Origin of the sequence: Dyadobacter koreensis (assembly GCF_900108855.1) — a bacterium.
GTDB classification, from domain to species: Bacteria; Bacteroidota; Bacteroidia; order Cytophagales; family Spirosomataceae; genus Dyadobacter; species Dyadobacter koreensis.
Window position 1 is genome coordinate 834,882 of sequence record NZ_FNXY01000002.1, and the last position, 25,482, is coordinate 860,363.

At 41.4% G+C, this 25,482-nt stretch carries 23 protein-coding genes and 1 riboswitch; of the genes, 5 read left to right on the forward strand and 18 right to left on the reverse strand.

Annotation, left to right across the window (positions count from 1 at the left end; all coding sequences use genetic code 11):
- Positions 1–148: 148 nt before the first annotated feature.
- Together BMY70_RS08040 and BMY70_RS08045 are read right to left on the reverse strand one after the other, a co-directional pair.
- Positions 149–844, reverse strand: a complete 696-nt coding sequence (locus BMY70_RS08040; protein ID WP_090334363.1) for a TapB family protein — start codon at positions 842–844, stop codon at positions 149–151.
- Positions 845–941: 97 nt separating this feature from the next.
- A complete protein-coding gene (locus BMY70_RS08045) occupies positions 942–1,823 on the reverse strand; it encodes a geranylgeranylglycerol-phosphate geranylgeranyltransferase (RefSeq protein WP_090334365.1) in 882 nt (293 codons plus the stop codon).
- A 201-nt stretch (positions 1,824–2,024) separates the two neighbouring features.
- Between BMY70_RS08045 and bshA the strand changes: the two genes are divergently transcribed.
- From bshA to BMY70_RS08060, 3 genes are all read left to right on the forward strand, one after another.
- Complete coding sequence (bshA, locus tag BMY70_RS08050; protein ID WP_090334368.1) at positions 2,025–3,161, forward strand: N-acetyl-alpha-D-glucosaminyl L-malate synthase BshA; 1,137 nt, start codon at positions 2,025–2,027, stop codon at positions 3,159–3,161.
- Positions 3,162–3,219: 58 nt separating this feature from the next.
- Positions 3,220–4,551: an NAD(P)/FAD-dependent oxidoreductase gene (locus BMY70_RS08055; RefSeq protein WP_090334372.1), complete on the forward strand. Its 1,332-nt coding sequence runs from the start codon at positions 3,220–3,222 to the stop codon at positions 4,549–4,551.
- 128 nt (positions 4,552–4,679) lie between these two features.
- Positions 4,680–4,919 carry a DUF4834 domain-containing protein gene (locus BMY70_RS08060; protein ID WP_090334375.1) on the forward strand — a complete coding sequence of 80 codons (240 nt, stop codon included), beginning with the start codon at positions 4,680–4,682 and terminating at the stop codon, positions 4,917–4,919.
- 167 nt (positions 4,920–5,086) lie between these two features.
- Here the strand turns inward: BMY70_RS08060 and carB are convergent, their stop codons facing one another.
- A complete protein-coding gene (gene carB / locus BMY70_RS08065; RefSeq protein ID WP_090334378.1) occupies positions 5,087–7,930 on the reverse strand; it encodes a carbamoyl-phosphate synthase large subunit in 2,844 nt (947 codons plus the stop codon).
- A 249-nt stretch (positions 7,931–8,179) separates the two neighbouring features.
- Here carB and BMY70_RS08070 point away from each other — a divergent pair, with 249 nt between their 5' ends.
- Positions 8,180–8,887 carry a zinc metalloprotease gene (locus BMY70_RS08070; RefSeq protein WP_090334381.1) on the forward strand — a complete coding sequence of 236 codons (708 nt, stop codon included), beginning with the start codon at positions 8,180–8,182 and terminating at the stop codon, positions 8,885–8,887.
- Between the two features lie 8 nt (positions 8,888–8,895).
- On the opposite strand, the gene BMY70_RS08075 is transcribed toward BMY70_RS08070, so the two are convergent.
- The 4 genes from BMY70_RS08075 to nuoB all read right to left on the reverse strand — a co-directional run bounded on the left by BMY70_RS08075 (position 8,896) and on the right by nuoB (position 14,032).
- Positions 8,896–10,740, reverse strand: coding sequence for a BamA/TamA family outer membrane protein (locus BMY70_RS08075; RefSeq protein ID WP_090334384.1), 1,845 nt, complete (start codon positions 10,738–10,740; stop codon positions 8,896–8,898).
- 123 nt (positions 10,741–10,863) lie between these two features.
- Positions 10,864–12,549, reverse strand: coding sequence for a hypothetical protein (locus tag BMY70_RS08080; RefSeq protein ID WP_090334386.1), 1,686 nt, complete (start codon positions 12,547–12,549; stop codon positions 10,864–10,866).
- Between the two features lie 419 nt (positions 12,550–12,968).
- The gene (locus BMY70_RS08085; protein ID WP_090334389.1) at positions 12,969–13,472 is read right to left on the reverse strand and encodes an NADH-quinone oxidoreductase subunit C; all 504 of its coding nucleotides are present in this window, start codon (positions 13,470–13,472) and stop codon (positions 12,969–12,971) included.
- Positions 13,473–13,513: 41 nt separating this feature from the next.
- Positions 13,514–14,032 carry an NADH-quinone oxidoreductase subunit NuoB gene (nuoB, locus tag BMY70_RS08090; protein ID WP_090334392.1) on the reverse strand — a complete coding sequence of 173 codons (519 nt, stop codon included), beginning with the start codon at positions 14,030–14,032 and terminating at the stop codon, positions 13,514–13,516.
- Between the two features lie 142 nt (positions 14,033–14,174).
- On the opposite strand from nuoB, the gene BMY70_RS08095 reads away from it, so the two are divergent.
- Positions 14,175–14,936, forward strand: a complete 762-nt coding sequence (locus tag BMY70_RS08095; protein WP_090334394.1) for a hypothetical protein — start codon at positions 14,175–14,177, stop codon at positions 14,934–14,936.
- An 82-nt stretch (positions 14,937–15,018) separates the two neighbouring features.
- On the opposite strand, the gene BMY70_RS08100 is transcribed toward BMY70_RS08095, so the two are convergent.
- From BMY70_RS08100 to thiS, 11 genes are all read right to left on the reverse strand, one after another.
- On the reverse strand, positions 15,019–15,489 hold the full coding sequence (locus BMY70_RS08100) for an NADH-quinone oxidoreductase subunit A (protein ID WP_090334397.1): 471 nt from the start codon (positions 15,487–15,489) through the stop codon (positions 15,019–15,021).
- 114 nt (positions 15,490–15,603) lie between these two features.
- Complete coding sequence (locus BMY70_RS08105; RefSeq protein ID WP_090334400.1) at positions 15,604–16,488, reverse strand: sulfite exporter TauE/SafE family protein; 885 nt, start codon at positions 16,486–16,488, stop codon at positions 15,604–15,606.
- 163 nt (positions 16,489–16,651) lie between these two features.
- A complete protein-coding gene (locus tag BMY70_RS08110; protein WP_090334403.1) occupies positions 16,652–17,593 on the reverse strand; it encodes a nitrilase family protein in 942 nt (313 codons plus the stop codon).
- Positions 17,594–17,673: 80 nt separating this feature from the next.
- Positions 17,674–18,486 carry a helix-turn-helix transcriptional regulator gene (locus tag BMY70_RS08115; RefSeq protein ID WP_090334405.1) on the reverse strand — a complete coding sequence of 271 codons (813 nt, stop codon included), beginning with the start codon at positions 18,484–18,486 and terminating at the stop codon, positions 17,674–17,676.
- A 15-nt stretch (positions 18,487–18,501) separates the two neighbouring features.
- A complete protein-coding gene (moeB, locus tag BMY70_RS08120; protein WP_090334407.1) occupies positions 18,502–19,551 on the reverse strand; it encodes a HesA/MoeB/ThiF family protein in 1,050 nt (349 codons plus the stop codon).
- Between the two features lie 139 nt (positions 19,552–19,690).
- Positions 19,691–20,806, reverse strand: coding sequence for a 2-iminoacetate synthase ThiH (thiH, locus tag BMY70_RS08125; protein ID WP_090334410.1), 1,116 nt, complete (start codon positions 20,804–20,806; stop codon positions 19,691–19,693).
- Positions 20,793–21,563: a thiazole synthase gene (locus BMY70_RS08130; RefSeq protein ID WP_090334413.1), complete on the reverse strand. Its 771-nt coding sequence runs from the start codon at positions 21,561–21,563 to the stop codon at positions 20,793–20,795. The genes thiH and BMY70_RS08130 overlap by 14 nt, the downstream gene beginning before the upstream one ends.
- Positions 21,557–22,180: a thiamine phosphate synthase gene (locus BMY70_RS08135; protein ID WP_218148610.1), complete on the reverse strand. Its 624-nt coding sequence runs from the start codon at positions 22,178–22,180 to the stop codon at positions 21,557–21,559. Before BMY70_RS08135 ends, BMY70_RS08130 begins: the two co-directional genes overlap by 7 nt.
- A 348-nt stretch (positions 22,181–22,528) precedes the next feature.
- Positions 22,529–23,137 (reverse strand): thiamine phosphate synthase, encoded by a 609-nt coding sequence (locus tag BMY70_RS08145; protein ID WP_090334418.1) that lies wholly within the window; start codon positions 23,135–23,137, stop codon positions 22,529–22,531.
- The gene (gene thiC / locus BMY70_RS08150) at positions 23,137–25,020 is read right to left on the reverse strand and encodes a phosphomethylpyrimidine synthase ThiC (protein WP_090334421.1); all 1,884 of its coding nucleotides are present in this window, start codon (positions 25,018–25,020) and stop codon (positions 23,137–23,139) included. Before thiC ends, BMY70_RS08145 begins: the two co-directional genes overlap by 1 nt.
- Positions 25,021–25,107: 87 nt before the next feature.
- The gene (gene thiS / locus BMY70_RS08155) at positions 25,108–25,311 is read right to left on the reverse strand and encodes a sulfur carrier protein ThiS (protein ID WP_090334423.1); all 204 of its coding nucleotides are present in this window, start codon (positions 25,309–25,311) and stop codon (positions 25,108–25,110) included.
- Between the two features lie 68 nt (positions 25,312–25,379).
- Positions 25,380–25,475, reverse strand: a riboswitch (TPP riboswitch).
- Between the last annotated feature and the right edge of the window lie 7 nt (positions 25,476–25,482).

Consider the following 25,482-nt stretch of genomic DNA (forward strand, 5'->3'; position numbering starts at 1 on the left):
TGAAAGTTGAGAACTGAAAGTTGAAAATTTACGAATTCAATCTTTCGTGAAATTTTGAAATAATTGGCAAAGCTATAAAAAAGAACGGCTTCCGGGGTTAATTCGGAAGCCGTTCTTTTTTATAGCATACAAAAACCTTATCTTTCTTTCAGTAAATTTTCGTCAGTTCGCTTCTGCTGAAAAGTTTCCCTTTACGGTATGATTCCGTTTTTAAATCCCACAAAACCCCCGGTGCGCGCCATGAAATCGTGTTCATTTGCAGCTTGATTCCGAATCCCATTTTGGTTTCCATCAACATATCCGAAGTAATCTTGTAAGCGTCAAATGATCCTGCCGGAATTGTTATTTTTTCCTGACTTTCCACATTTCTATTTGAAATCAACATGTTGAAGGTGATACCCATAGGGCCGGAAGTTCCTTCACCTTTCAGTGAAGCATCTTTCAATTTTTCTCCAACCGTGAATTTGTTAGGAAATTCGATATTTGTTGAGGTATATTTCATTTGAAAGTTTTCAAATGACTTCATTTGTTCCTGATTGATTAACGTACTGGCATCCAGGTATAAAGTGTTTCCGTCGCACTTCATATCGTAGGTGTTTTTCATTTCCGATTTACCTTTCGTATCGAAAATTTCCATCTCAATCGTAATCACAGACATACCAGCCTGTGACGATACTTTTGTGATTTTGTAATTTATGGTTCCGGTCGATTTTCCTTTTCCGTCGTATGTTGCCATTTCAAAACCACTGCCGGCTTTCATGGTTGTGCCCATACATTCCTGGGCTTTTGCACTGGCGATGCCGCAAAAAATTACAGCAAGTAATAGTAGAATTCTACTTTTCATATGAAACTCGTTTAGGTTAATGGATACTCTTTCAGATGATTTAGTCGAAACAATGCCAGGAATTGTAACAGCTCGTCGAAATAATTTTCGGTACTTATTAAGCCCAGAGCATAGTAACCAGACCTAACAACATGATTATCTTACACAACGAACTGATCTTTTTAAAATCACGGCGCGTGTCAGATAAGCTCAGCGAATAAACCAACCAGCCAATGGGGAACAATAACAGTAAAAATAACACGGCGAGTACGGGATTATTCAGCGTATGCGCCATGAAAAAGAGGGTTGTTACAAAAATGAAAATTACACAATAAAGGAATTGCTTGGTTCTCCTGATTCCCCAAATTATGGGTAGCGTCCGGCAACCATGGGCTTCATCGCCGCGAATGTCTTCCATATCCTTAATAATCTCTCTGATGAGTGAAATGAAGAAAGAAAAAACTGCATAAATAAAAACCAGCTGACGGTTTTCAGGATATCGCAGTGTAAGGATCAGCAAAGTAAATCCTGTCAGAAGCGACACAATGAAATTCCCGATGAAGGGCGCTCTTTTATACCGTTCAGAATAAAACCAAAGCATCGTGATCGAGACAACATTGACCAGAAAAACCCAGGGGCTGACAAATAATCCCAAAGCTGCTCCCAGAACATTTAAAACCTGATGCGCGCCCATTGCCCAGCGCCTTTTTAAATACCGGCCTACGACAACGCGTTCAGGTTTGTTTACGATATCAATTTTAATGTCAAAATAATCATTGATAATGTAGCCTGCCGCTGCTATGCAAACGGTGGAAAGAGAAAGTACGAACAGATCAGGATCGCTGATTATATTCTTCCATTCATGCCTGGGTCCGATCAGTAATATTCTTGTAAGGTACTGTGTGATAGCCACAATAACCAAATTGCTCATACGGACCAGACGCACGCTCCCGGCAACAAAATCCCAAAATCTCACTTTCGGTCTTACAGACACATTCATGGAGGTTATTAAAAATATAAGCAGGTTCAGACATTAAAATTATTCATTTTATGTCAATTAAGGAATTAATAAAATCTTTCTCTTACACTTCGGGATAAAAAACTGCTGATTTTGTGTTAGCTATGAATCACCCGTCTGTTTATAAAAGTTCGTCGTGCTTAAACTTAAATTATTTCACTAAGAACATAGAAATTTAGAATTATGAAAATAGGCATTGTGTGCTACCCAACCTTTGGAGGTAGTGGCGTAGTTGCTACGGAACTAGGGAAAGCACTAGCAAAAGAAGGGCATCAAATACATTTCATTACGTATTCCCAACCTCAGCGACTGGACTTTTTCAATGAAAATCTTTATTACCATGAAGTAAATATACCTGCTTATCCATTGTTCCAATACCCGCCTTATGAATCCGCTTTGTCGAGTCATATGGTTCATGTTGTCAAGATGGAGAAACTGGATCTGCTGCATGTCCATTATGCAATTCCTCACGCTTCCTCCGCTTACCTTGCCAAGCAAATTCTTGCTCAACAGGGAATTCATATTCCCGTCATCACTACTTTACACGGAACTGATATAACGCTTGTCGGTAAGGATGAGTCGTATGAGCCGGTCGTGACGTTCAGTATCAATCAGTCTGATGGGATTACGGCGGTTTCTGAATCACTTAAAAATGATACCTACAAGCATTTTGCTGTAACCAAGGATATCGAAGTTATTCCAAACTTTATTGATCTGAGCCGTTTTAACAGACAAAAGAAAGATCATTTCAAACTTGCTATTTGTCCGAATAACGAAAAACTGATCGTCCACACTTCAAATTTCCGTAAGGTAAAAAGAATTGATGACGTGATTATGATTTTCCATCAGCTGCGTAATATAACCCCCAGTAAATTATTGCTCGTTGGTGATGGACCGGACCGTGCGCGTATCGAACGTTTGTGCCGAGATCTTGATATGTTGCCTGATGTTCGTTTTCTGGGAAAACTGGACGCGATCGAAGAAGTACTTTCTGTTGCCGATCTATTCCTGATGCCTTCTGAATCTGAAAGTTTTGGTCTGGCAGCACTGGAAGCTCTGGCTTGTGAAGTGCCTCTAATTACTTCTAATGCAGGTGGTTTGCCAGAACTTAATATTCCGGGTGTTACAGGGTTTTTAAGTGATATCGGCGATGTGGATGATATGGTAAAACATGCTGCCTATATTTTGCAGGATGAAAATCTTCCCCGCTTTAAAGAAAATGCACTGGCTCGTGCCAAAGAATTTGATGTAGCGAAGATTCTTCCACATTATGAATCTTACTACGAACGCGTGATCGAGAATAGCAAAGCAACGGTGTAAGTCGTTGTAGGTATGGTATTTGTAGCTGCGATTTTTGTAAACTACAAATACCATTACTATGCTTCCGAATATCCCATATACCCAATATAAAAGAATTGTAATCATCGGAGCCGGCTTCGGCGGACTTGCGCTTGCACGTGAGCTTGCCCGGCGTGATGATTTACAGATCGTCATCCTCGACAAGAATAATTACCATCAGTTTCAGCCTTTGTTTTATCAGGTCGCAACGGCCGGGCTCGAACCGAGTTCTATATCTTTCCCGCTTCGAAAGGTTTTTCAGTCTAAAAAAAATGTCCATATCAGAGTTACAGAAGTAACGGCGATACATACTGACCGCAAATCCCTGGATACAAGCCTTGGCGAAATAACCTACGATTTTTTGGTTATAGCAACGGGTGCAACAACGAATTATTTCGGAATGAAAGAAATTGAAGAACGCGCCATACCGATGAAGTCAGTATCCGAAGCCCTTGCCTTACGCAACAGGATGCTTCAAAACCTGGAAGATGCGTTAGCGGTTGACACGGATGACGAGCGCGAAGGCTTAATGAGCGTCGTCGTAGTAGGTGGTGGACCGACAGGCGTAGAACTTGCCGGAACTTTATCAGAAATGAGGAAATATATTCTCCCGAAAGATTATCCTGAACTTGACTTTTCGATGATGAAAATTTATTTGCTGGAAGGGCTGGATAAACTGCTCCCCGTCATGTCGGAACAATCCTCAGAAAAGTCCCGTGAATATCTGGAAAAAATGGGTGTCACTATTTTGACAAGTCAGTCTGTAGCCGGATACGACGGAAGATATGTCGTCACGAAACAAGGTATGAAAATTCGAACAGATAATCTTGTATGGGCAGCGGGAGTGAAAGCGAATGTAATGAATGGAATCAACCCGGATGTGCTGGTAAAAGGAGGAAGGATTAAAGTGGATGAATTTAATCGTGTGCAGGGTTACTCTGACATATTTGCAATAGGGGATGTAGCATCCATGAGTGAAGGGAAATTTCAAAACGGGCATCCGCAGCTGGCACAGCCTGCCATGCAGCAAGGAAAGGCGCTGGCAAAAAATATCTGGAGGGCGCTGGATGAAAAACCTCCGAAACCGTTTGTATATAATGATTTAGGTTCAATGGCGACAATTGGCAGAAATAAAGCTGTGGTTGACTTGCCGTTTATTAAATTTCAGGGATTTTTTGCCTGGTTAACCTGGATGTTTATCCATTTGATTTCCATCGTCGGGGTGAAAAACAAGATTCTTACGTTCATTAACTGGTTCTGGAGTTACGTTACTTTTGACCAGTCGCTGCGCTTAATCCTTACCCCGAAAGTATTGCCTCCGGGATATGTCGAAGACCCCGAACCTGAGCATGCGAAAGCGGCCGGGGTTTGAATTTAACCGTCCGTCCATAACTAAAACCATTCTTATAGTGTGTTGGATGATTTCGTTGCTTTTCGTTATATTCGTGTGTTATTTCGAGCGGGTTTTTCGTTACAGTAGAGGTATAAAACTTTTGAAAGATGAAAATTGTATTTAATATTCTTGTTATATTCTTTTTATTATTAGCGTTTGTTCCGGTTTTTCGCCGGTTTATGTTTCATTTATTAGTTGGAAGGCAACTTGTAAAGGAGCAAAAAAGACAGGCAAAGGCTTATGAACAGAAGACAAAAGCAGGAATTAGAGTTGATAGCGTGCCACCTGATGCAAATCAATCACGTTTTCGCGGAGGTGAATACGTGGATTATGAAGAAGTAAAATAAAGAAAAAGATATTTTAATTGAAATTTAATTGGGCCCGGATCGAAAGATTCCGGGCTCAATTTTTTTTGTTGCAGGTTCGCATGGTGCTTAATCAATCTCAGATCGGTGCGAGTTAACAAAAAAATCCCGGTGATGAGCCGGGATTTTTTTGTTATATATTTCCGAAACTAGCGGCTTAGATACAAATTACGCTCGCTGTAAATTTTCTGGAAAAAATCATCCTGCAAATCATCAATAAAGTAAATCGCTTCACCTGTTGATTTCATTTCAGGTCCTAATTCTTTATTTACATTAGGGAATTTATTAAATGAGAAAACCGGGATTTTAATCGCCCAACCTTTTTTAACCGGGTTGAAAGTGAAATCGCTTAGTTTTTTGTCACCCAACATCAGCTTCGTAGCGTAGTTAACATAGGGTTCCTGATATGCCTTACATATGAACGGTACCGTACGTGACGCCCGAGGGTTTGCTTCAATTACATACGCAATGCCGTCTTTAACAGCGAACTGTACGTTGATCAACCCTTTCACGTTCATTGCCAAAGCAATTTTACGGGTGTATTCATTGATCTGGCGGATCACATCGTCCGTTAAATCGAAAGGCGGGAGTGCAGCATGAGAATCGCCTGAGTGAATACCCGCTGGCTCAATATGTTCCATCACACCAATAATGTAAGCGTCTTCGCCGTCGCAAATTGCATCTGCTTCTGCTTCCAGAGCTCCTTCGAGGAAGTGATCCAGAAGAATGTTATTATCAGGGATATCACGAAGAATTTTAACAACATGTTGTTCCAATTCTTTCTCATTGATCACAATTTTCATGTTCTGACCACCCAAGACATAACTTGGACGAACAAGAAGCGGGAAACCAAGTGTGCGCGACAGCTCAACAGCTGCGTCAGCAGTCCTTACGGTTCCGAATTTTGGATACGGAATTTCCAGCTCTTCCAATAACGGAGAGAAACGACCGCGGTCCTCAGCCCAGTCAAGAGAATTGTAGCTGGTTCCGATAATTTTGATACCATACTTGTCCAGCTTCTCAGCCATTTTAAGCGCAGTTTGTCCACCAAGCTGAACAATCACACCTTCCGGTTTTTCATGTTCGATGATATCAAAAACGTGCTCCCAGAAAACAGGCTCAAAGTATAGTTTATCTGCAATATCAGGATCTGTCGAAACAGTTTCAGGATTACAGTTGATCATAATTGTTTCATAACCAGCCTCTTTTGCAGCCAGAACGCCGTGAACACAAGAGTAGTCAAACTCTATTCCCTGACCGATACGGTTTGGGCCCGAGCCTAAAACAACAACTTTCTTTTTATTTGAAACGATCGATTCATTGTCAGGCATGTCCTGAGAAGAATTGAAAGTGGAGTAGTAGTATGGAGTTTTTGCCTCGAATTCGGCAGCACACGTATCAACGCATTTGTAGACACGCTTGATACCTAATTCTTTTCGTCTGTCGTAAACCTTACTTTCTTTTGTATGAAGCAAATGAGCGATCTGACGGTCAGCATATCCTTTTTGCTTTGCCGTTAACAGCAATTCTTTTGGAAGCTCTGTAAGATCAAATTTTTCAATCTCGTGTTCCAGCTCGATCATTTCTTCGATTTGACGCAGGAACCAGGCATCTATTTTGGTCAGACTCTGGATTGTTTTGAAAGACAAGCCGATCTTGAAAGCATCATAGATATGGAACAGGCGATCCCAGCTTGGATGCGCCAGGCTATGTTTGATAGCTTCCTGATCGCGAAGTTCGCGTCCGTCGGCACCAAGTCCGTTTCTGCGAATTTCAAGAGACTGACAAGCTTTCTGTAATGCTTCCTGGAAGTTACGGCCGATCCCCATCGCTTCGCCCACAGATTTCATCTGCAAACCTAGTGTACGATCAGCACCCTGGAATTTATCAAAGTTCCAGCGAGGAACTTTTACAATTACATAGTCAATTGAAGGTTCGAAAAATGCGGAAGTACTTCCGGTAATTGGATTGATTAATTCGTCAAGATTGTAACCGATCGCCATTTTCGCAGCGATTTTTGCTATCGGATATCCTGTTGCTTTTGACGCAAGTGCAGAAGAGCGGGAAACACGTGGGTTGATCTCAATCGCAATGATTTTGTCGTCCGCCGGATTTACAGAAAATTGAACGTTACATCCACCTGCAAATTTTCCGATTCCGTCCATCATTTTAATGGCAAGGTCGCGCATTTGCTGATACAGTGTATCGGGCAATGTCATCGCTGGCGCTACCGTGATACTATCTCCTGTATGAACCCCCATCGGGTCAAAGTTTTCAATCGAGCAGATGATGATGAAATTTCCGGCACCGTCACGCAGCAATTCTAACTCATATTCCTTCCAGCCATATACACTCTGTTCTACCAAAACCTCGTGTGTTGGCGATGCATGGAGGCCATTATTTAACGCCTGATCGAAATCTTTTTCATTTTCCACGATACCGCCACCAGTTCCACCCAGGGTGAATGACGGGCGAATTACCAGTGGGAAACCGATTTCCTGAGCGATTTCCTTTCCTTCCAGAAATGATCTTGCCGTACGTCCTTTACAAACGTTAACATCAAGTTCAAGCATTTTCAGACGGAATTTCTCTCTGTCTTCCGTGGTTTCGATTGCTTTGATATCGACACCTATAATTTCAATATCGTACTTTTTCCAAATGCCGGCTTTGTCGCAGTCAATTGCAAGGTTTAGAGCTGTCTGACCACCCATAGTTGGTAAAACAGCGTCAATTGGCCTGCCAAGTGCTTTGTGTTTTTCAAGAATCTCGATGATATACTTTTTTTCCAAAGGCAGCAGATACACATGATCAGCGCTGATTGGATCCGTCATGATCGTCGCGGGATTCGAATTGATCAGCACCACTTCAATACCTTCTTCACGAAGTGAGCGGGCTGCTTGTGAACCTGCGTAATCGAACTCACAGGCCTGACCAATGATGATGGGACCAGAACCGATAATTAGGATGGACTTGATATTCGGATTTTTGGGCACAGTAAATGGTAATTTGTAGAATTTTGGAAATAACTTTTAATAACTTCGGAGCGTACCTGATACTTTTTTCCTTTTGATTAAAAGGGGTTCGTTCAAAAATTCCACAAAGTTAATTCACATATTGGAAAAAGAATACTGAATGTCTAAAAAAAGTGTATACGACAGGTATTGTTAAAAACGATGTTTCGTTAATAGGAAGCTAGATTTAAGAATGATGTTTGGTGAAGCAATGATGTAGTAAATTATTGTATGGGAGAAATTGATAATAAGTTGCTTTATCGTCTTATTCTGGGATTTTTTGCAGCATCTGTTTTTGCTACGATTGTACATGAATATGGACATTTTTTCACAGCAAAATACCTTGGTTATGAGGCGCGCGTGAGTTATGGATCAACTTCATGGACAAATCAGGGTTATCAGGATTTTTTTGACGGGCTGACAAGAGACGAACGGATTAAAATTCATGAGAACAAGTACTTTCCCAGAAAGCAGGACTACGAGGCGATGATTAAAAATATCCGAGACGAAGCGTTTTTGATAACGCTGGGAGGGCCGGTGCTCACAATACTTATTGGCTCCTTGGGATTACTGATCGCCTTCTTTAATAGGAAAAAGTTTTCTGGTGAAACTTTATCATTTAAAAACTGGCTGGTGATTTTTATCGCCTTGTTCTGGCTTAGACAACCGGTCAATTATATTTTCGATCTGCTTGTTGCAGTTCGGCAGGGGAGTTTTCCGCGGAGAAATGATGAAGCAGTCCTTGCCCGTTATCTTGCATTGGACAGCTGGTCAATCTCGTTTGTGCTCGCAATCATTGGTCTGGTCCTGGTGTGGATCGTTTATGAGAAATTTATTCCCGGTCAGGAAAAAACTACATTTCTACTGGCAGGTCTGGTGGGAGGCCTGGGTGGATATTTGTCCTGGCTATTCTTTTTAGGGTCGATTTTCATGCCATAACGAGCCAGCTACTGATAGGGAACCATGGAAGGCGCAGCGATATCGAAATCACGCAGACGCAAAGGCGTATTCCCTTCGATCGCATAACGCATGCTTGAAGAACTTCCGGGAATATTGGGATAATAACCAAAACGCAATTGAAGTGTGTTGATCGAAAGATTTTCGTTTCGCAAACGAAGCCCCAGGCCATATCCCTGATAAACCGGCGTATCCCAAAGATGAAGACGGTCTTGCGCAACGAGTCCGAAATCAGCAAAAACATAGTAAGCAATACGAAATCCAAGTAAACTTTTTTCAGAAAAATAAACGGTTTCAAGCCCTAGGGTGAATTTTTTAGTGCCGATCAGCCTGTCGCTGTTGATACCCCGGATTCCGTTCTCTCTGCTGATATTGATATAGTCGACCGGATCACGGTTAAGGCCACGGGTATATCGCACTGTTAAAAATTGCCGGAAATAGCTATATCGAAAAGGAATCAATTTACTGATGTAATTTGTTTGCGCACTGATAACACCCGGTTGTTTTGAGTGGTTTTTAAAGTAAGAGCCGACATTGAGCAATCCATAAAGATATCCGGCACTGCCGGGCAGATAATTTCCCGAAGCATATTGAACCCCGGCATATCCTCGCTGGCCAAATTCTGTATTTTCCTGTCCAACGGTTACGGCCAATAAATTTCCGACAGGAACGTCTTCCGTCCGACCAAAGCCGTAAATTAAAACGTCCCTTTTATAACTTCGGTTTGAATAGCCAAAGCTCATCAGAGTTGCACTCCGGTCCCAGTATATAATATTTGTATCGGCGCGGACTTCTGGCCTTCGCGTATAGTTGTATTTATTGTGCCGCATGGCAAATACGAGCCGGGATTTTTCGCTTAATGAAGAATTTTTAAAAGGAAATTTGAAAGATCTTCCCAGCCAGATATCATAATAATAGAACCCGGTCTGATACCGGCTTTCTTCATCAAGGTCGTCGAGATTTCGTTTAAATTGCCGAAGCTTCGCATGCCCGGCCTCTAACGAGCCCGCATACTTTGTTTCTGTTGTAAGGAAAGAGCGTGAGAATACAAGTGATTGGATTTCCTGATCTCTTTCGTAAATAAAATTGGCCTGTCCGGTGATGAAAGTTTTTCCTATGTATGGAATCGTGTAGATCGTACGAAACTGAAACTTCCGGATCGTATCACCCGCATCATACCGGATTTTTGTGAGTTGCTGGTGTGTTGTTCCGTTAACGTTTGTATTGTTAAGTCCAAGGCTGAACTTATTAAACTTACTCGGGCTGGCCGAAATATTCCATGACCAGGAATCCTGAATAAGTACCAGAATGTCAGCCATCCAGGTAACATCGGCGCGGGGAATTACGATTATCCGGGCATCGGTAATCGTTCCGTTTCTTCTCAATAAACGTTCATTGTCACGGAGAACACTGGCCTGGATTTCGTCTCCTTCTGAAAACCTCAAAAAGGATTTTCGGATAATTCTTTCGCGCGTATTGGTGTGGAAAGTTTTGCTTAAAAATCGTTCGAGTTGTTTTCCTTTTCGTGTGGTATCGTATACAGATTCGCCCAGAACATCCAGCTGTTTGATCACAATTTTCCGGATTACCATTCCTTCATATTGCGTGAAGGGGTTCGTTTCGATTGCCTTGATCTCGCCTTTTTTTCCCTGATTATAAACATCACGGAAGAGAAGCCGGTATAATGATCTTGAAAATTTTGTCTTGGACATACGGATTTTTAGATTCGTATATCGCACACTATCCATGTTCATGCCACTGTTGCGCAAACTGTCTGCCCGTTGAGCCAGTGTGGTTGTGGTGATGATCAGGAACAGGAACAAAAATCTAAACATGGGCACATAGAAATGAACAAATCATTGAACAATATATAAACGTACGAATGTCAGATGTAGTAAGATTAATCCTGATTTTGTAAATTAAGATTTAATGAAGTTGGTTAAGGTAACAATTTGCCATTAATTTCCCGCCTGCTGTATGGCTTTAATTATTTCGGCAGTTTTATTTGGAGCCGGAGCCTTTTTTGTTGCGAATTTTCCGTTAGGTTTCATAATTGCATAAGTAGCCGCGTCAAGAGGATTTAGCTTGATCAGCAATTCCATAAGTTGATTACTGTTCAAAAACATATGCACGCCTTTCAGCTGGTGTCTTACAATATATTGTTTTACCAGATCATTGGACACTGCTGTCTCTTCGGTAGGCAGATGAAGATAAATAAATTCAACGTTTTTTGGCAATTGCGCACGCAATGACGCGGCATATTCCAGATCTTCCCGACTTTTACTATCGTCAATATTCCATTTCAATAAATAAAGTGTTTTGCCTTTGTAGAGATCAGTGATCGTATTGAGCCAGTCATTTCCGCGTCCTTCTGATTCTGAAAGCCAGTATTCAGGCAAAACTTCTGTTGGTTGTATTTTAAGATTACGGAAGGCCTGCATTTTGCTGATATCAGCGCTGTCCTTTACTTCCAGCCGAACAATCTCATCCAGCGACTGGCGGAAATGAGGTGATTTTATTCTTGTCTGAATATATTTATTAAGGATAACCTGGTTTTTGTATGAAAATTTGTAAAGATTCTTTGGAAGGTAACGCGCATTTAAAAAGTCAGCGGCAGTACTGTCAAAATAAGAATAATTCGCTCGTCCGTCCGCTTCGTATGCGAAAAACAGGTCCAATTTTGAACTTGCTCTTTTGTAAAGATTATTAAGAAAATCGAGCTCGATCTTTTCAGCTATTCCTCTCTCGATAATCGTATTCAGCTTTTCAGCTTCGTCATCTGTCAACGGACCAACGTTATCTCTGATCATCGTTGCCATCAGTTTTACCTGAAGCGAAGTTGTTTTTGCGCCGGATGCCGTTTTTTCGTCCTTCAAAATATCAGCATAATTAGCAAATCGATTTGCCAGAGATACCCGCTGAGCAGTCAATGGACTTTGGTTAAGCCGGGAAATTTCAGTCAACACAGAGTTCCCGGATGGTATCTCCATTTGATTGGTTAGATAATACTCATAAAGATTTTGAAGTCTCTCATCCTGATTTATGGATTGCGCCCATTGCGAAAGTGTCGGATCGGGCACCGTCGAGGTCATTTTAGAAATAGCTGCATTCCGTATTTCAGCTCTGTTTGAAGATGCTTTTTCTGCTTCTGAAGGACTTTTCTCCCAAAAATTCTGATAAAACCGGGCTCCCAAGACACTGTTTGCCGCGAGTTCCCTGGCCAGCGCATCCAGATATTGAGGATATTGATTATTAGCTGTTGCATTAACTCCGGCAAAATAGAATAGCTTTTTTGCTGTTAATAATGAGTCGCCATCGAACGTAATTTCGATTTCACCTTTTGAACCAAGAAATGTCGTTCCCGCTTTTCCGCTGTAATCCAGATATATCTCTTCTTCAGGAAAAAGAATCGGCAGAGAAACCCGGAAACTTCCGTCCACCTGAAGGTCGGCAAGTTTCGTAATTTCGGATTGCGGCTGGAGAATATTGTTTCTGGAAAAAGTAATGACTGGTGCTTGTCGGTATAACCGGCCCGTCAAATTCAGAACACGGCCTTTGATGATTAAGGAGTCGGTTGCGGCAATTCCGTTAAAAGAAATGCATAATAAAATAACGAATAACGTCAGGGGGAATTTAGTTTGCATGATGATCAGTAATTAATAACGAAAAATACTGAGGCTTTATCAAGCAACCAAATTTGTCTTGCAAAATATAATGAGTCCGGTATCAAAGAGTATCAGTCAAAGATTTGGTATCCAGCTAATTTACTGGCGAAGCAGCTTATAGGTTGTTTGCTTGGGAAATAGTTTCCGGAAGCCGGGCTTCCTGGCTTACTTCCGGAGCAGCTTTTTGAGCAGTTTTATCGCGCGCTCCAATTAGAAAATAAGTATTTTCTAATTGGAGCGCTGAGATTGGTTGCAAGATTGGCGGCCCTTTTGGAGATTTAAATAAAATCGAATTACATCTTTGCGTGGGATTTTGGCTGCATATCAGTATATCACCATAAATACTGATGCATTTGTCTATACCAAATATTACAGATGACGTTTATTTTTCAATCCACTTATTCATTTTCATACCGCACATGGATTCCGTGATACTTTTCCTGCGCGTGGTAATCTTTCCTTAAAGGATGACCTTCCCAATCTTCCGGGAGCAAAATACGACGCATATCCGGGTGATTGACAAAGTTGATACCCATCAGGTCAAACGCTTCCCGTTCGTGCCAGTCAGCGGTTTTCCATATATGGCTCACAGTAGAAATCTTCGGAAGTGGCTGATCCTCCATATTTCTTGGGAAAAGGATCTTGATCATCAGATCGTGGCCATAGGGTATGGAGGTCAAATTGTAAACCAATTCCATCGTGGCAAGAACAGGTCCATTATCAAGAGCCGTAATACATGCCAGATAATCAAAATAAAGTCTATCGTCTTCAAAAAGGAATTTGCACAGTTCAGCGATCTTATTTGTCGGAGCTGTCAGAATAGGCTGGATGCCCTTCTCTTCTGAACCGATGTCTTCGCCAAACTTCGCGCTAAGAATTTGCTTTATATCTTCAAAAGTCATGGGCTTCTAAAATTGGGATGAAAGGAAGGGATCTTGAATGATCAGGCCGGAACGCCATCCTGCATTTCAAGAAATAATTCAGGCGCAAGCGGATGTTCGCCACGGATTTTTTCCTGTAATTTCATAAAACCTCCGATTAATGCCTCAGGTCGGGGAGGGCATCCGGGAACATACACGTCAACGGGAATGATCCTGTCCACACCTTTCACGACATGATACCCATGTTCCCAATAGGGCCCGCCACAGTTTGAACAACTCCCCATCGAAATAACATAACGGGGTTCAGGCATTTGCTCGTACAAACGACGAATTCTGTCGGCCATTTTGAAGGTCACAGTTCCGGCTACAATCATTACATCTGACTGACGAGGGGAAGGGCGTGGCATGATCCCGAAACGTTCCAGATCATAATGGGAAGCATAGGTTGCCATCATTTCGATCGCACAGCATGCCAATCCAAAACCCATCGGCCACAGGGACGAAAGCCGAGCCCAGTTCATTAAGTCTTCTGCATTTGTAAGTATAATCCCTCCGTCGCCGGTCTTGATTCTTTCACTCATCAGCGGTCGCTTTCAATGGTAATTCTCTGGTACAATATTTGTTCAGTTCAGAGCAAATCTGTTTCTGTACAAAAGTAATTATAAATGACTAGAAACGGGCTTTGATTCACATTTGATTAAAAACACTTCAACTTATCCCGTTATGAAAAACAAATTACTTTTAAGTATTCTTTTCTTTGCCTCACTATTCAACACAGCTTTAGCCCAGGATAGTTTCGATACAACATCGACCGCAAAAAAATATAAAAGCGGCATGGCAATCTATGCGGAAGTCGGACTGCTTGGCAATAACAGTTTTAAAGGCATTCGTAATGAAATGAGAGCGCTGGGTATCAAGCCTTTTGAGAATATTATGGCTTCGATCGTCCTTGCAAAACGAATGGAGACTGAAAAATTTTTTATGGAAAGCCGGCTTATTTTAATGAATAGCACCAAGCACAGCAGGGACGAAAATGTAAGTAAAGGAATTTTCAGAGGTATAGGCATCGGTGTCGATGGAAGCCCGAAATTTGTAAATTCCAAGCACTGGAATCTGCTTATCCCTATCGGCTGGGATTTAATGTTATATCAGGTCAAAGTAAAAAATGACCGGACTGCCAGTTTCTCGCAAGTTGTGCAAAACCCTAACGCTTATAATACGGCCAAACTGCACAATGGTAGTTTCAACCTTCACGCAGGTATTGGAGCCGATTATAAAATGAATCTTTTTCCAAAAGTGTATGATCAGATTTATATCAGTGGAAAAGTTACTTATCATTTGCCAATTGCGAGAATGGGCCGATGGAGAGGAGATGACGTAAAAATAACGGATTTGCCTTCCTTCAAGCCAAACCAGTTGTATGCCCAGCTTGGGCTGGTTTTCTTCCCAAAAAAATCACATCGGATGTGGGGCAGAATGCATTAGAAATAATTTGAAAGCAAAAAATCCATCCGCCTACGAAGGAGGATGGATTTTTTTTACCTGATATTAAAAACAAAATTCCGTATCAGGATTTTTTATATCGTTCATTAACCTGTTTATATAAATCTGCCGGAACTGGTGATTTAACTTCGGGTATCTGAGGCTGTGGACGAACCCAATCAAGATAACCTTTTACCCAGGCATAGGCGAGACCAAGAACCAGAATGAGTACGAAAACAGTCATTTCAGCCATTGCAAACCAACCCCATTGTCCGTTTGTCTGCTCGATAAGATCCTCATTCCCAAAAACCACAGCCCAGGGAAAAAGAAACAATAATTCAATTTCAAAAAGGACAAATATTAAAGCCACAACATAAAAGCGCACATTGAACTGAATATTCGCATTACCCAAAGGATCCTCTCCGGATTCGTAGGTCGTGAGTTTTTCTTCATTAGGCCTGTCCGGGCGAAGCAATTTTGCCACCGTGAGAACAACTCCGATCAGTACCAGTGCGGCAATAATAAATAGTAGTATATAACCAAAATCAGAAAGCATAATGCAGAAAAGAGGTTTGTGCAAAGCTAATGATTTTTGATAAGGTGCATTACAAAAATCAATGAAGAATATCGGATAAAAAAGGGGCTTCCGGACGTTATAAACTCTCTTCGATTAGATGATGCTGAGAATGATAGTGCGAAGACTTAATCCGATGACAAGAATTCCAACCATTAACATCAAAGGTTTACGTTTAATTTTACCAACGACCAATGCACCAAAAGGAGCTGCAATAACGCCGCCTACGATTAGACCTAGTACAACCTGCCAGCTGTTCACGCCATGGAAAATAAGGAAAGTTATTCCACTGGCAAATGTTATGACAAACTCTGCGGCGTTCACCGACCCAATCGTATATCTGGGATCACGACCCTGGCCAAGAAGCGTGGAAGTAACGATCGGTCCCCACCCTCCGCCGCCGATAGAATCCAGAAAACCGCCGGTTGCAGCAAGAATTCCTATGCGCTTCGTTTTATTTTTAACAAAGTTTTTCTGAATGGCTTTACGTATAATAATCAGACCGAGGATCAACATATAAAAGGCAATATAAGGTTTGATCAAATCTCCGTCGATTACGTCAGAAAGAAGGTAAGCACCGGTCACTGCGCCGATTACTCCCGGTATGAGTAAGCCCCTGAACAGTTTTTTATTGATATTTTTAAACCTGAAATGCGAAATGGCGGAGGCTCCCGTAGTAAACATTTCTGCCACGTGAACACTGGCACTGCTCACGGCCGGCGTGACGCCAAGACTTAAAAGAAATGATGTTGAGGTAACTCCATAAGCCATTCCCAACGCACCGTCAACAAGCTGTGCCGCCAGACCTACCAGTAGATATAATGCAAAATCGCTTTCCAAAAAGTTTGAAACTCCTTCTTCTGTAACGGATATTGTGCCATTTAGAAACAAAAATCCTACGAAAAGTACGAATACACTGATCGGTAAAATGTACCAAACGGGTCTTGTTGGAAGTTTTAAAGAGAGCACTTTTTGTAACATTGCAAGTGGTTTTATATTCAGTCCATGTGTAGTTAATATGCAAAGCTACTAAAACGATTAAATCTACCAAACTAATAGAGTATATTTAATTTAAAATTAATTGCTGTTTAAAATATTCAATAATTGTTTATGTAGTGCCTTGCGGGCTGTCGATTTGGTTATTTCACAGCCAAACAACCTTCTGATCAGATTGATGCTCTTTTCCGAGAATATCTCTGTACAAATCAGGCCGCCGCGCCTTGATATATCTGAAACCACCTGCACGTTCCAGTTTTTCTGGTGTTAAAGTCGCAATGGCTATATCATTATCAAGTTCACGACATTCGGCGATAATATCTCCGTAAGGATCCAGAATCATGGAACAGCCGTTTTTCAATTGATCGTCATCCATACCAATCGGATTTGAAAAAATAGCATAAACCGCATTGTCATAAGCTCTCGCCGGCAACCATTTCATCAGCCAGCTGCGGCCTTTGGCACCATCAAATTCCTGACGAAGCGAAGTTGGATCAGATTCCCGTTTTTTCCACAATTCCGGATCAACAAAACCTGCACCCGGCCGTGTTGAAGGTGTACACATGGTCACATGCGGCATAAAAATAATATCGGCTCCGAGCAATTTTGTTGCTCTTACATTTTCAATGATATTATTATCATAACAAATCAGAATTCCACATTTCCAGCCGAATAAATCGAAAACGACATATTCATTTCCGGGAGTCAAGTGCGGGTTTATGAAGGGATGAAGCTTTCGGAATTTGGCCACCAATCCGTTTTCATTAACACAGATGTAAGCTTTGTACATTTTGTCTTTCGCATCTTTTTCAAACAATCCGGCAAGAATTGTGATGTTATTTGCACGGGAAATTTCAGTTAGTTTTTGAATACTTGGTCCGTCCGGAATTAATTCTGAGATATCGAGTAAGGCTTCCTTTGACAAATTTCGTGCGAAAGTATATCCCGTTATTGAGCATTCGTGAAAGGCAATAACCTGTGCACCTTTTGCTGCCGCCTGCGCTGAAAGTTGGTCGATTATTTCGAGATTGTAGATTTTGTCACCGCTTCGGTTTTCGAATTGTGCGGTAGCAATTTTGATCTTTTCCATATTTTTTTTCTCGTTTTAGTAAACGATCCAAAAGTAGGAAACGGCAGGTTTTTAAAATTGTACAAACCCGACAGGGCGAATTATTTTACAGAAATCTGTAAGAAGTTAGCAGCCAATAAATTTTTCTGGCTGATATATTGACTTGGTGTGATGCCAGAAATATTTTTCATTTCTCTTATCAAGTGCGCATGATCAAAGAAGCCACTATCATATACGAAATCGGTAAGCGGTTTTTGTGAAGAATTATTGGTACGAAGCAATTTTAAAAAATGCTGAATTCTGATAATGCCTGAATATCGTTTCGGAGAAACTCCTATATGTTCTTCAAAACTTCTTTGCAATTGTCTCTCACTTACTTGCAGAAAGGAGGTCAAATTGTTAACTGACAGATTACCATTGTTTTTGTTTATGATTTCGATGGCCTGGCTGGCGAGATTTGAGGAAGGATTTTGAATTTTAAGTTTACCCGTCAGGAAATTTTCTATTATGTGAATTCGGTTAAATACATCAACCGAACTTATAACCTGATCTGATATAATTGGTGTCTCAATCGGATAAAAATTTTTAAGATCCAGAATCTGGTTTTTCAATTCTATCGCAGGGATTCGTAGTAATGAAGACAATCCGAAGGGATGAAAAACCACAATAAGCATTCCGATTCTACCAATTGAAATAATATTTTGAAAGGTTGCAGGCTGACCGTAAATGAAAATATTAGGAAGAATGTTAAATAAACCATTTTCCACATGTAAAATCGGATCCTGATAATTGAAAACCAGGCCCGTATTGCCATCCGCAAACATTCTGTGCTGCACATTAACAGTTTTATCATTTTCAATGATCAGAAAATGTTTTACAATTTGAGAAAGCAACGGGGAGGGCAGGATTTGCATGACGTTTATATTATACTAGGCCTTTTTGACCCAAAAACTTTGACCCTGAAATTCACTTTTCGCTAACAAAGTTGCTGCGATGCGGCTTCGCTTGCCAGTTGTGCAATAAAATACAATCGTTTTATCCATCGGAAAATGGGCAATGTTTTCAGGTAATTCTGAAAGAGGGATATTTTCGCCACCAATAAAATCTTCCTCAAATTCATAATTTTCCCTTACATCAATAAGGTATAAATCACCGGATTTCGATTCAAGTCTGTTTTCCAGATCGTAAAAAAACATTTCCTTAATTTTAGTTTCAGGAATTGTTTTTGAAATTAAAGGTGATTTCTCAATTGATATAACCGGGAATTCAGGGGAACGATTAAAAATGAAAACGTTATTTGTATTGCCAAGTGCATTCAATACCAATAATTTCCCTGAAAGTATGTTGCCAATTTCGCAGATAATTTTAATGGCTTCGTTCGCCATGTAAGTACCGATAATTCCAGGCAAAATTCCAATTACGCCGGCTACTTCACAGTTATCACCTTCTTCTGCTTCCGGAAAAAGACACCGATAAGTCGGCCCGCCTTTGTAATTAAAAACAGAAACTTGACCCTCAAACCTTAAAATTGAACCAAAAACAAGAGGTTTATCCAGTTCAACACAAACATCATTGACAAGATAACGTGTCGGAAAATTGTCAGATCCGTCGATTACAAAATCATAAGCGGAAATGATTTGAGCCGCATTTGATTCATCCAAACGGACTGGTATCGCAATAAGGTTGACAAAAGGATTCATGGCAGAGAGCTTCTGAACAGCCGTTTCTGCTTTTCCTTTTCCAATATCATCGGCGCAATATAAAATCTGACGGTGAAGATTTGTAATATCAACCGTATCGTCATCAACCACACCAATCGTTCCAACTCCGGCCGCAGTCAAATATTGCAAAACCGGACAGCCCAAGCCACCCGCGCCAATGACAAGCACTTTTGCGGCTTTCAGTTTTTCCTGCCCGTAAATACCCATTTCAGGTAAAATAATCTGGCGGCTATATCTTTTTCTTTCTTCTGCTTCCATATTTTTTTGTTACACAGGGTTAATGGAGCCGGACGCCGCGCGGATAAAAGGAGTCACACAGAGCTTTCTTTTAGAATTATTGTTTGTTTAACCCTCAATTATTCTGTAAACCGCTGTGACCTACAAATTTCTGTGTTACCTAACTAACAAAATACTTGTCCCAATCTTTCCAGACAGGCTCATATCCTTTTGACCTGATCATTGCCGAGATCAACTCCGGGCTTCTTTCATCTGATATTTCAAATTGCTCCAAAGACTCGGGTTCAACGGCATATCCACCTGGATTTGTTTTAGATCCTGCACTTATAGAAGTTATCCCCAACTGAACACAATGGTCTCTGAATTTTTCTGATTCCCGGGTTGATAACGAAATTTCTACTTCTTCATTGAACAAACGATAGGCACAAATGAGTTGCACCAGTTCGCGGTCATTCATTTCTACTTTCGGTTCCAGCCCGCCAGAAAAGGGGCGAAGTCTTGGAAATGACAAACTGTAACGGGTTTGCCAATATGTTTTTTCCAGATAATTCAGATGCAGTGCTGTAAAAAAACTATCTGTCCGCCAATCTTCCAAACCGATTAAAACACCTAATCCCATTTTATGAATACCTGCCCGACCTAATCTATCCGGCGTTTCCAAACGGTAATTAAAGTTAGATTTTTTTCCTTTTGGATGATGCTTTTTGTAATCTTCTTTATGATAAGTTTCCTGATAGATCAACACCGAAGTCAAACCCAATGGAATGAGTTCGGTATATTCCCCGGTATCCAGCGGCTGAACTTCCATAGAAATCTGGGCAAAGTAAGGATGGATTAATTTTAGTACTCTTTTAAAATATTCAACGTGCACCGTTTGATTCGCTTCACCGGTCACGAGTAATACATGCTCATAACCAAGTGCTTTAATGACAGCAACCTCTTTTAAAATTTCTTCGTCCGAAAGCGTTTTTCGACGCACTTTGTTATCCAGACTGAACCCGCAATAGGTACAAATATTGGTGCATTCATTCGATAAGTAAAGTGGAATATAAAGCTGGATAACTTTTCCAAACCGCTTCCGTGTCAACTGCTGGCTAAGCTGTGCCATTGGTTCCAGGTACTTTGCCGCGGCAGGTGAGACGAGGGCTTTAAAATCTTCCAAAGATCGTTTTGTTGCATGGAGAGCCTGTTCAACATCCGTTTTTGTTTTGGAATAAATACTTTCCTTAACCTCCTCCCAGCTGTAAGTTTCGAATAAATCTTTAAAATTCTTCATCTAAAAAAGCGGTTAAAGGGCTGCTTGCAATGGCATGATTTCCTTGTTTTGCTAATCGTGCGTGATAAGCCATTCTGCCTGCTTCGACGGCCATCTTGAAAGCAATCGCCATCTGAACCGGATTACCTGCAACGGCAATGGCTGTATTAACCAGAACCGCGTCCGCACCAATTTCCATCGCTTTTGCGGCATCCGAAGGCGAACCAATTCCGGCGTCAACGACTACGGGAACATTACTTTGTTCGATGATAATTTCAAGAAAATCAATTGTTTTTAATCCCTTATTACTTCCAATGGGCGATCCGAGCGGCATGACGGCCGAGGCACCCGCATTTTCCAGACGCTTGCATAAAACCGGATCTGCGTGGATGTAAGGAAGAATGATGAAACCGAGTTTGGCCAGTTCTTCCGTTGCCAGTAGTGTTTCGATCGGGTCAGGCATCAGGTATTTTGGATCCGGATGAATTTCCAGTTTGAGCCAGTTTGTTTCCAAAGCCTCTCTTGCCAGTTGTGCGGCAAAGACCGCTTCTTTGGCTGTCCGCACGCCCGAAGTATTAGGTAAGAGATTTATTTTCGGATGATTTAAATGCATAAGTATGTCATCGTCCTGGCTATTCATATCAACCCTGCGTAACGCGACTGTTACGAGTTCTGAACCAGAGGCAGTCAATGCATCTTCCATTAGTTTTGATGAACTGAATTTTCCCGTACCAGTAAACAATCGCGAGGAAAATTCTTTGTCAGCTATTTTTAACATAATACTTTATTGATTTTGTAAACCATATTTTTCGGATTTGCAGCATTTATGATCGAACCAGATATGGCGACTCCATACATGCCGGTTTCGAGAATTTCGGGAATATCTTCTTGTTTAATTCCGCCAATCGCAATCAGTGGAATTGTGTGTTTCAGATTTTTAAGTGATTCCACAAGATTACGGTATCCTTCAATACCTAAAACCGGACTCAGATTTTGTTTGGTACATGTAAATCGGAATGGGCCAAGACCTACATAATCCGCACCTTCTTTGATCCGGGCCAGGATATTTTCCAGCGTATTAGCCGTTCCTCCGATAACCATTTTTTTTCCAACAATTTTTCTTGCGTGAGCTATCTGCATGTCGTTCAGGCCAAGATGCAAGCCGTAAGCATCAATTTCTTTGGCAATAAATGGGAAGTCATTGATGATGAGTTTTGCATAATAATTATCACAAATATGTTTTGCATCGACGGCTGTTGCGAGAACAGTTTCGAAGGGTTGATCTTTCATACGAAGCTGTATCCAACGGCAACCAGCATCCAATGCAATTTTGATGCTTTCGAGGTGGTTGAGGTCATTCGTTTGGTTTGATATAAATTGGAGTTTATCGATCATGGCTGATTTAATTAAATTTTTGTATTCGGAATAATTGTTGTGGATTGTTCATTCGCCCCGAAGTCCCAGGGTAAAACCCCGGGCTAAGATATGCGACCCCCGTCAGGGTCGTTGGAACAACGAAAATCTAGCTCAAACTAGAATTTAAAATATCTTATTGTTTCCCACGGGAAAAGCCCAACGGGCTTACATATTTTAGAATCGGGCATCGCCCGGTTTTCGCGGCGGTTCGTGGTTTCCATGTTTATTGGTGGTTTCCATGTGGATTGTGGTTTCCAAGTTGATTCGTGGTTTTGCGGTGGTTTGTGGTTTTCGTGTTGATTCAGGATTTTCATGATTGTTTCCATATCAATTCATTACATTAACCACGTCCCGTATTTCCCGAAATTTGGCAATTACATTTTCCGGTTCCCTCCATAGCATTCCTAAAATAGCCGCCCCGTCAAAATTCATTTCACGCACTATTTCAAGATTTTCAGTCGAAATTCCACCCAATCCGATTAAGGTTATTTTCTTACTTTCAGATTTAATATAGAAATCATCTGGCAAAACACGTTTATAACCCGTTTTAGAAATACTGTCAAATACCGGCCCAAAAAGCGCATAGTTAAAATACGGCGAAAGACTATCCATTTCGGCTAAATCATGGATCGATGTGCTTAGAAGAAAGGTGTTAGATTTCAAGGTTTTTAGAATTTCAGGATCGACCATTTTTCTGTCTTTCTCCGTAAAATGAAGTCTCCTGATTCCAAATTCTTCCGTAAGGTTATGATGCTGATGAATCGCAATTCTGTCAATAAAATCCGGATCGATTCTATTAATCAGTGCTCTGAATTTGTCTTCGCTGCTTTCAGGTTTCCGAATATGTAAACACACCAATCCTTCCCTGAAAAGGCTGTTGATTAGCTCAGCCTCGTCAGGGATAAATTCAGGATTGGATATGGCTAATAGTTTCATTATAAATAGATTTCGCTGCCCTTGATAGCAAATTCTCTTGCTTTTTCCTGCATACCTTCTTCCAGCACAGTTTCTTCCATCAATCCGTTTTCTTCCGCATAGTCCCTTACATCCTGAGTGATTTTCATTGAACAGAAATTAGGGCCGCACATGGAGCAGAAGTGCGCGATTTTGGCACCTTCGGCAGGCAGAGTTTCATCGTGAAATTCTTTTGCAGTGTCCGGATCCAGTGACAGATTAAACTGATCTTCCCATCTGAATTCGAAGCGAGCCTTACTTAATGCATTGTCGCGATACTGCGCACCCGGGTGTCCCTTTGCCAGATCGGCAGCGTGGGCTGCGATTTTGTAGGTGATCACACCATCCTTTACATCTTTTTTATTGGGTAAACCTAAATGTTCTTTCGGAGTTACATAACACAGCATCGCTGTACCAAACCACCCAATCATCGCCGCGCCGATAGCCGAAGTGATGTGGTCATAACCAGGAGCAATATCCGTAGTTAATGGTCCTAAGGTGTAAAACGGTGCTTCCTGACAATGCTCCAGTTGTTTCTCCATATTCTCCTTGATCAAATGCATCGGCACGTGACCGGGACCTTCGATAATGGTTTGGACGTCATGTTTCCAGGCAATTTTTGTCAGTTCACCCAAAGTTTCCAGTTCCGAAAATTGCGCCGCATCATTGGCATCTGCGATACATCCCGGCCGTAATCCATCGCCTAACGAAAATGCGACATCATACGCTTTCATGATCTCGCAGATTTCTTCGAAATGCGTATACAGGAAGTTTTCCTTATGGTGTGCCAGGCACCATTTTGCCATAATCGAGCCGCCACGGGAAACAATTCCGGTAATGCGTCTGGCTGTCAACGGGATATATCTGAGCAAAACACCCGCGTGAATTGTGAAATAATCGACACCTTGTTCGGCTTGTTCGATTAGAGTATCCCGGAACAATTCCCAGGTTAGATCTTCGGCTTTTCCGTTTACTTTCTCCAAAGCCTGATAAATTGGAACCGTGCCGATAGGAACCGGAGAATTTCGGATAATCCATTCACGGGTTTCGTGAATATTTTTTCCGGTTGACAAATCCATGATCGTATCTGCGCCCCAGCGACACGCCCAAACCGCCTTTTCTACTTCTTCTTCAATGCTCGACGAAACAGCGGAATTTCCAATATTCGCGTTGATTTTTACCAGGAAATTGCGGCCAATGATCATTGGTTCACTTTCCGGATGATTGATGTTGACCGGAATAACTGCTCTTCCGGCAGCTACTTCTGCTCGCACAAATTCTGGTGTGATGAGATTTTTAGGTGTGTTTGCTCCAAAACTATGTCCGGCATGCTGATGACACAGTGTATTGGCTTTTCCGTTTAATTCCCTAATCTGTTCTTCAATACGCTGATTTTCGCGAATTGCGATATATTCCATTTCTGCCGTAATGATTCCCTTTTTTGCATAATGCAATTGAGAAACATTCTGGCCGGCTCTGGCACGTAGCGGTTTACTGATATGTGCAAATCTTAATGAATCAAGGCTTTTATCGTTTTTTCTTTTTGTACCATATTCAGAAGAAATCGAATCCAGTTGCTCTACATCGCCGCGGTTTAAAATCCAGGAAGTTCTTAATGGTTCAAGTCCTTTTTTTACATCGATTTCGATGTTTGGATCAGTAAAAGGACCGCTGGTATCGTACACCGTTACGGACTGATTTTTCTCAACTAAACCTGCTTTTCCATGTACTTTGGTATCTGTAAGCGCTATTTCACGCATCGCTACGGATATGTCATGAAGTTGCCCTTTCACGTAAATCTTTGTAGATTTTGGAAAAGGTGTACGGGTAATTATTTCGGTGTTGGGCGTCTTTTCAATTTTCATGGATGAATGGATTTTAGATGGCTGTTAGCGTTTGCGATTAGCCATATGGATTGAAGGAAAGTTTTTGGAATATGTCCTTTTTTTGAATTAGCCGCCCTGAGTTGCTCTGATCAGGGTTATTTTGTCTTCGGGATGAAGAATACGGACAGGCCATTCAGTCTTTGGTACGATGGCCTGGTTGATGGCAATGGCAATTCCTTTTTTGGAATCTGCGAACAAAAAGGACAAAAGCTGTTCGACCGAGAAGCTTTCGGGAATTTCTGTACGTTGCTGATTAATGCTGATTTCCATTCTGAAAAACTGTTTTATGATAAAAACTTCAGGAATGGACCTTGCGAAAGATTCATTAAGATACGTTGGCGGTATCTCTTACTTTTCCCTATCGGCAGTACTAACTGCATCAGGTTCAAAGGGTATTATCTCAGTCCGCATACGGGACACCCCTAAAGTTTCCGTAAAGCT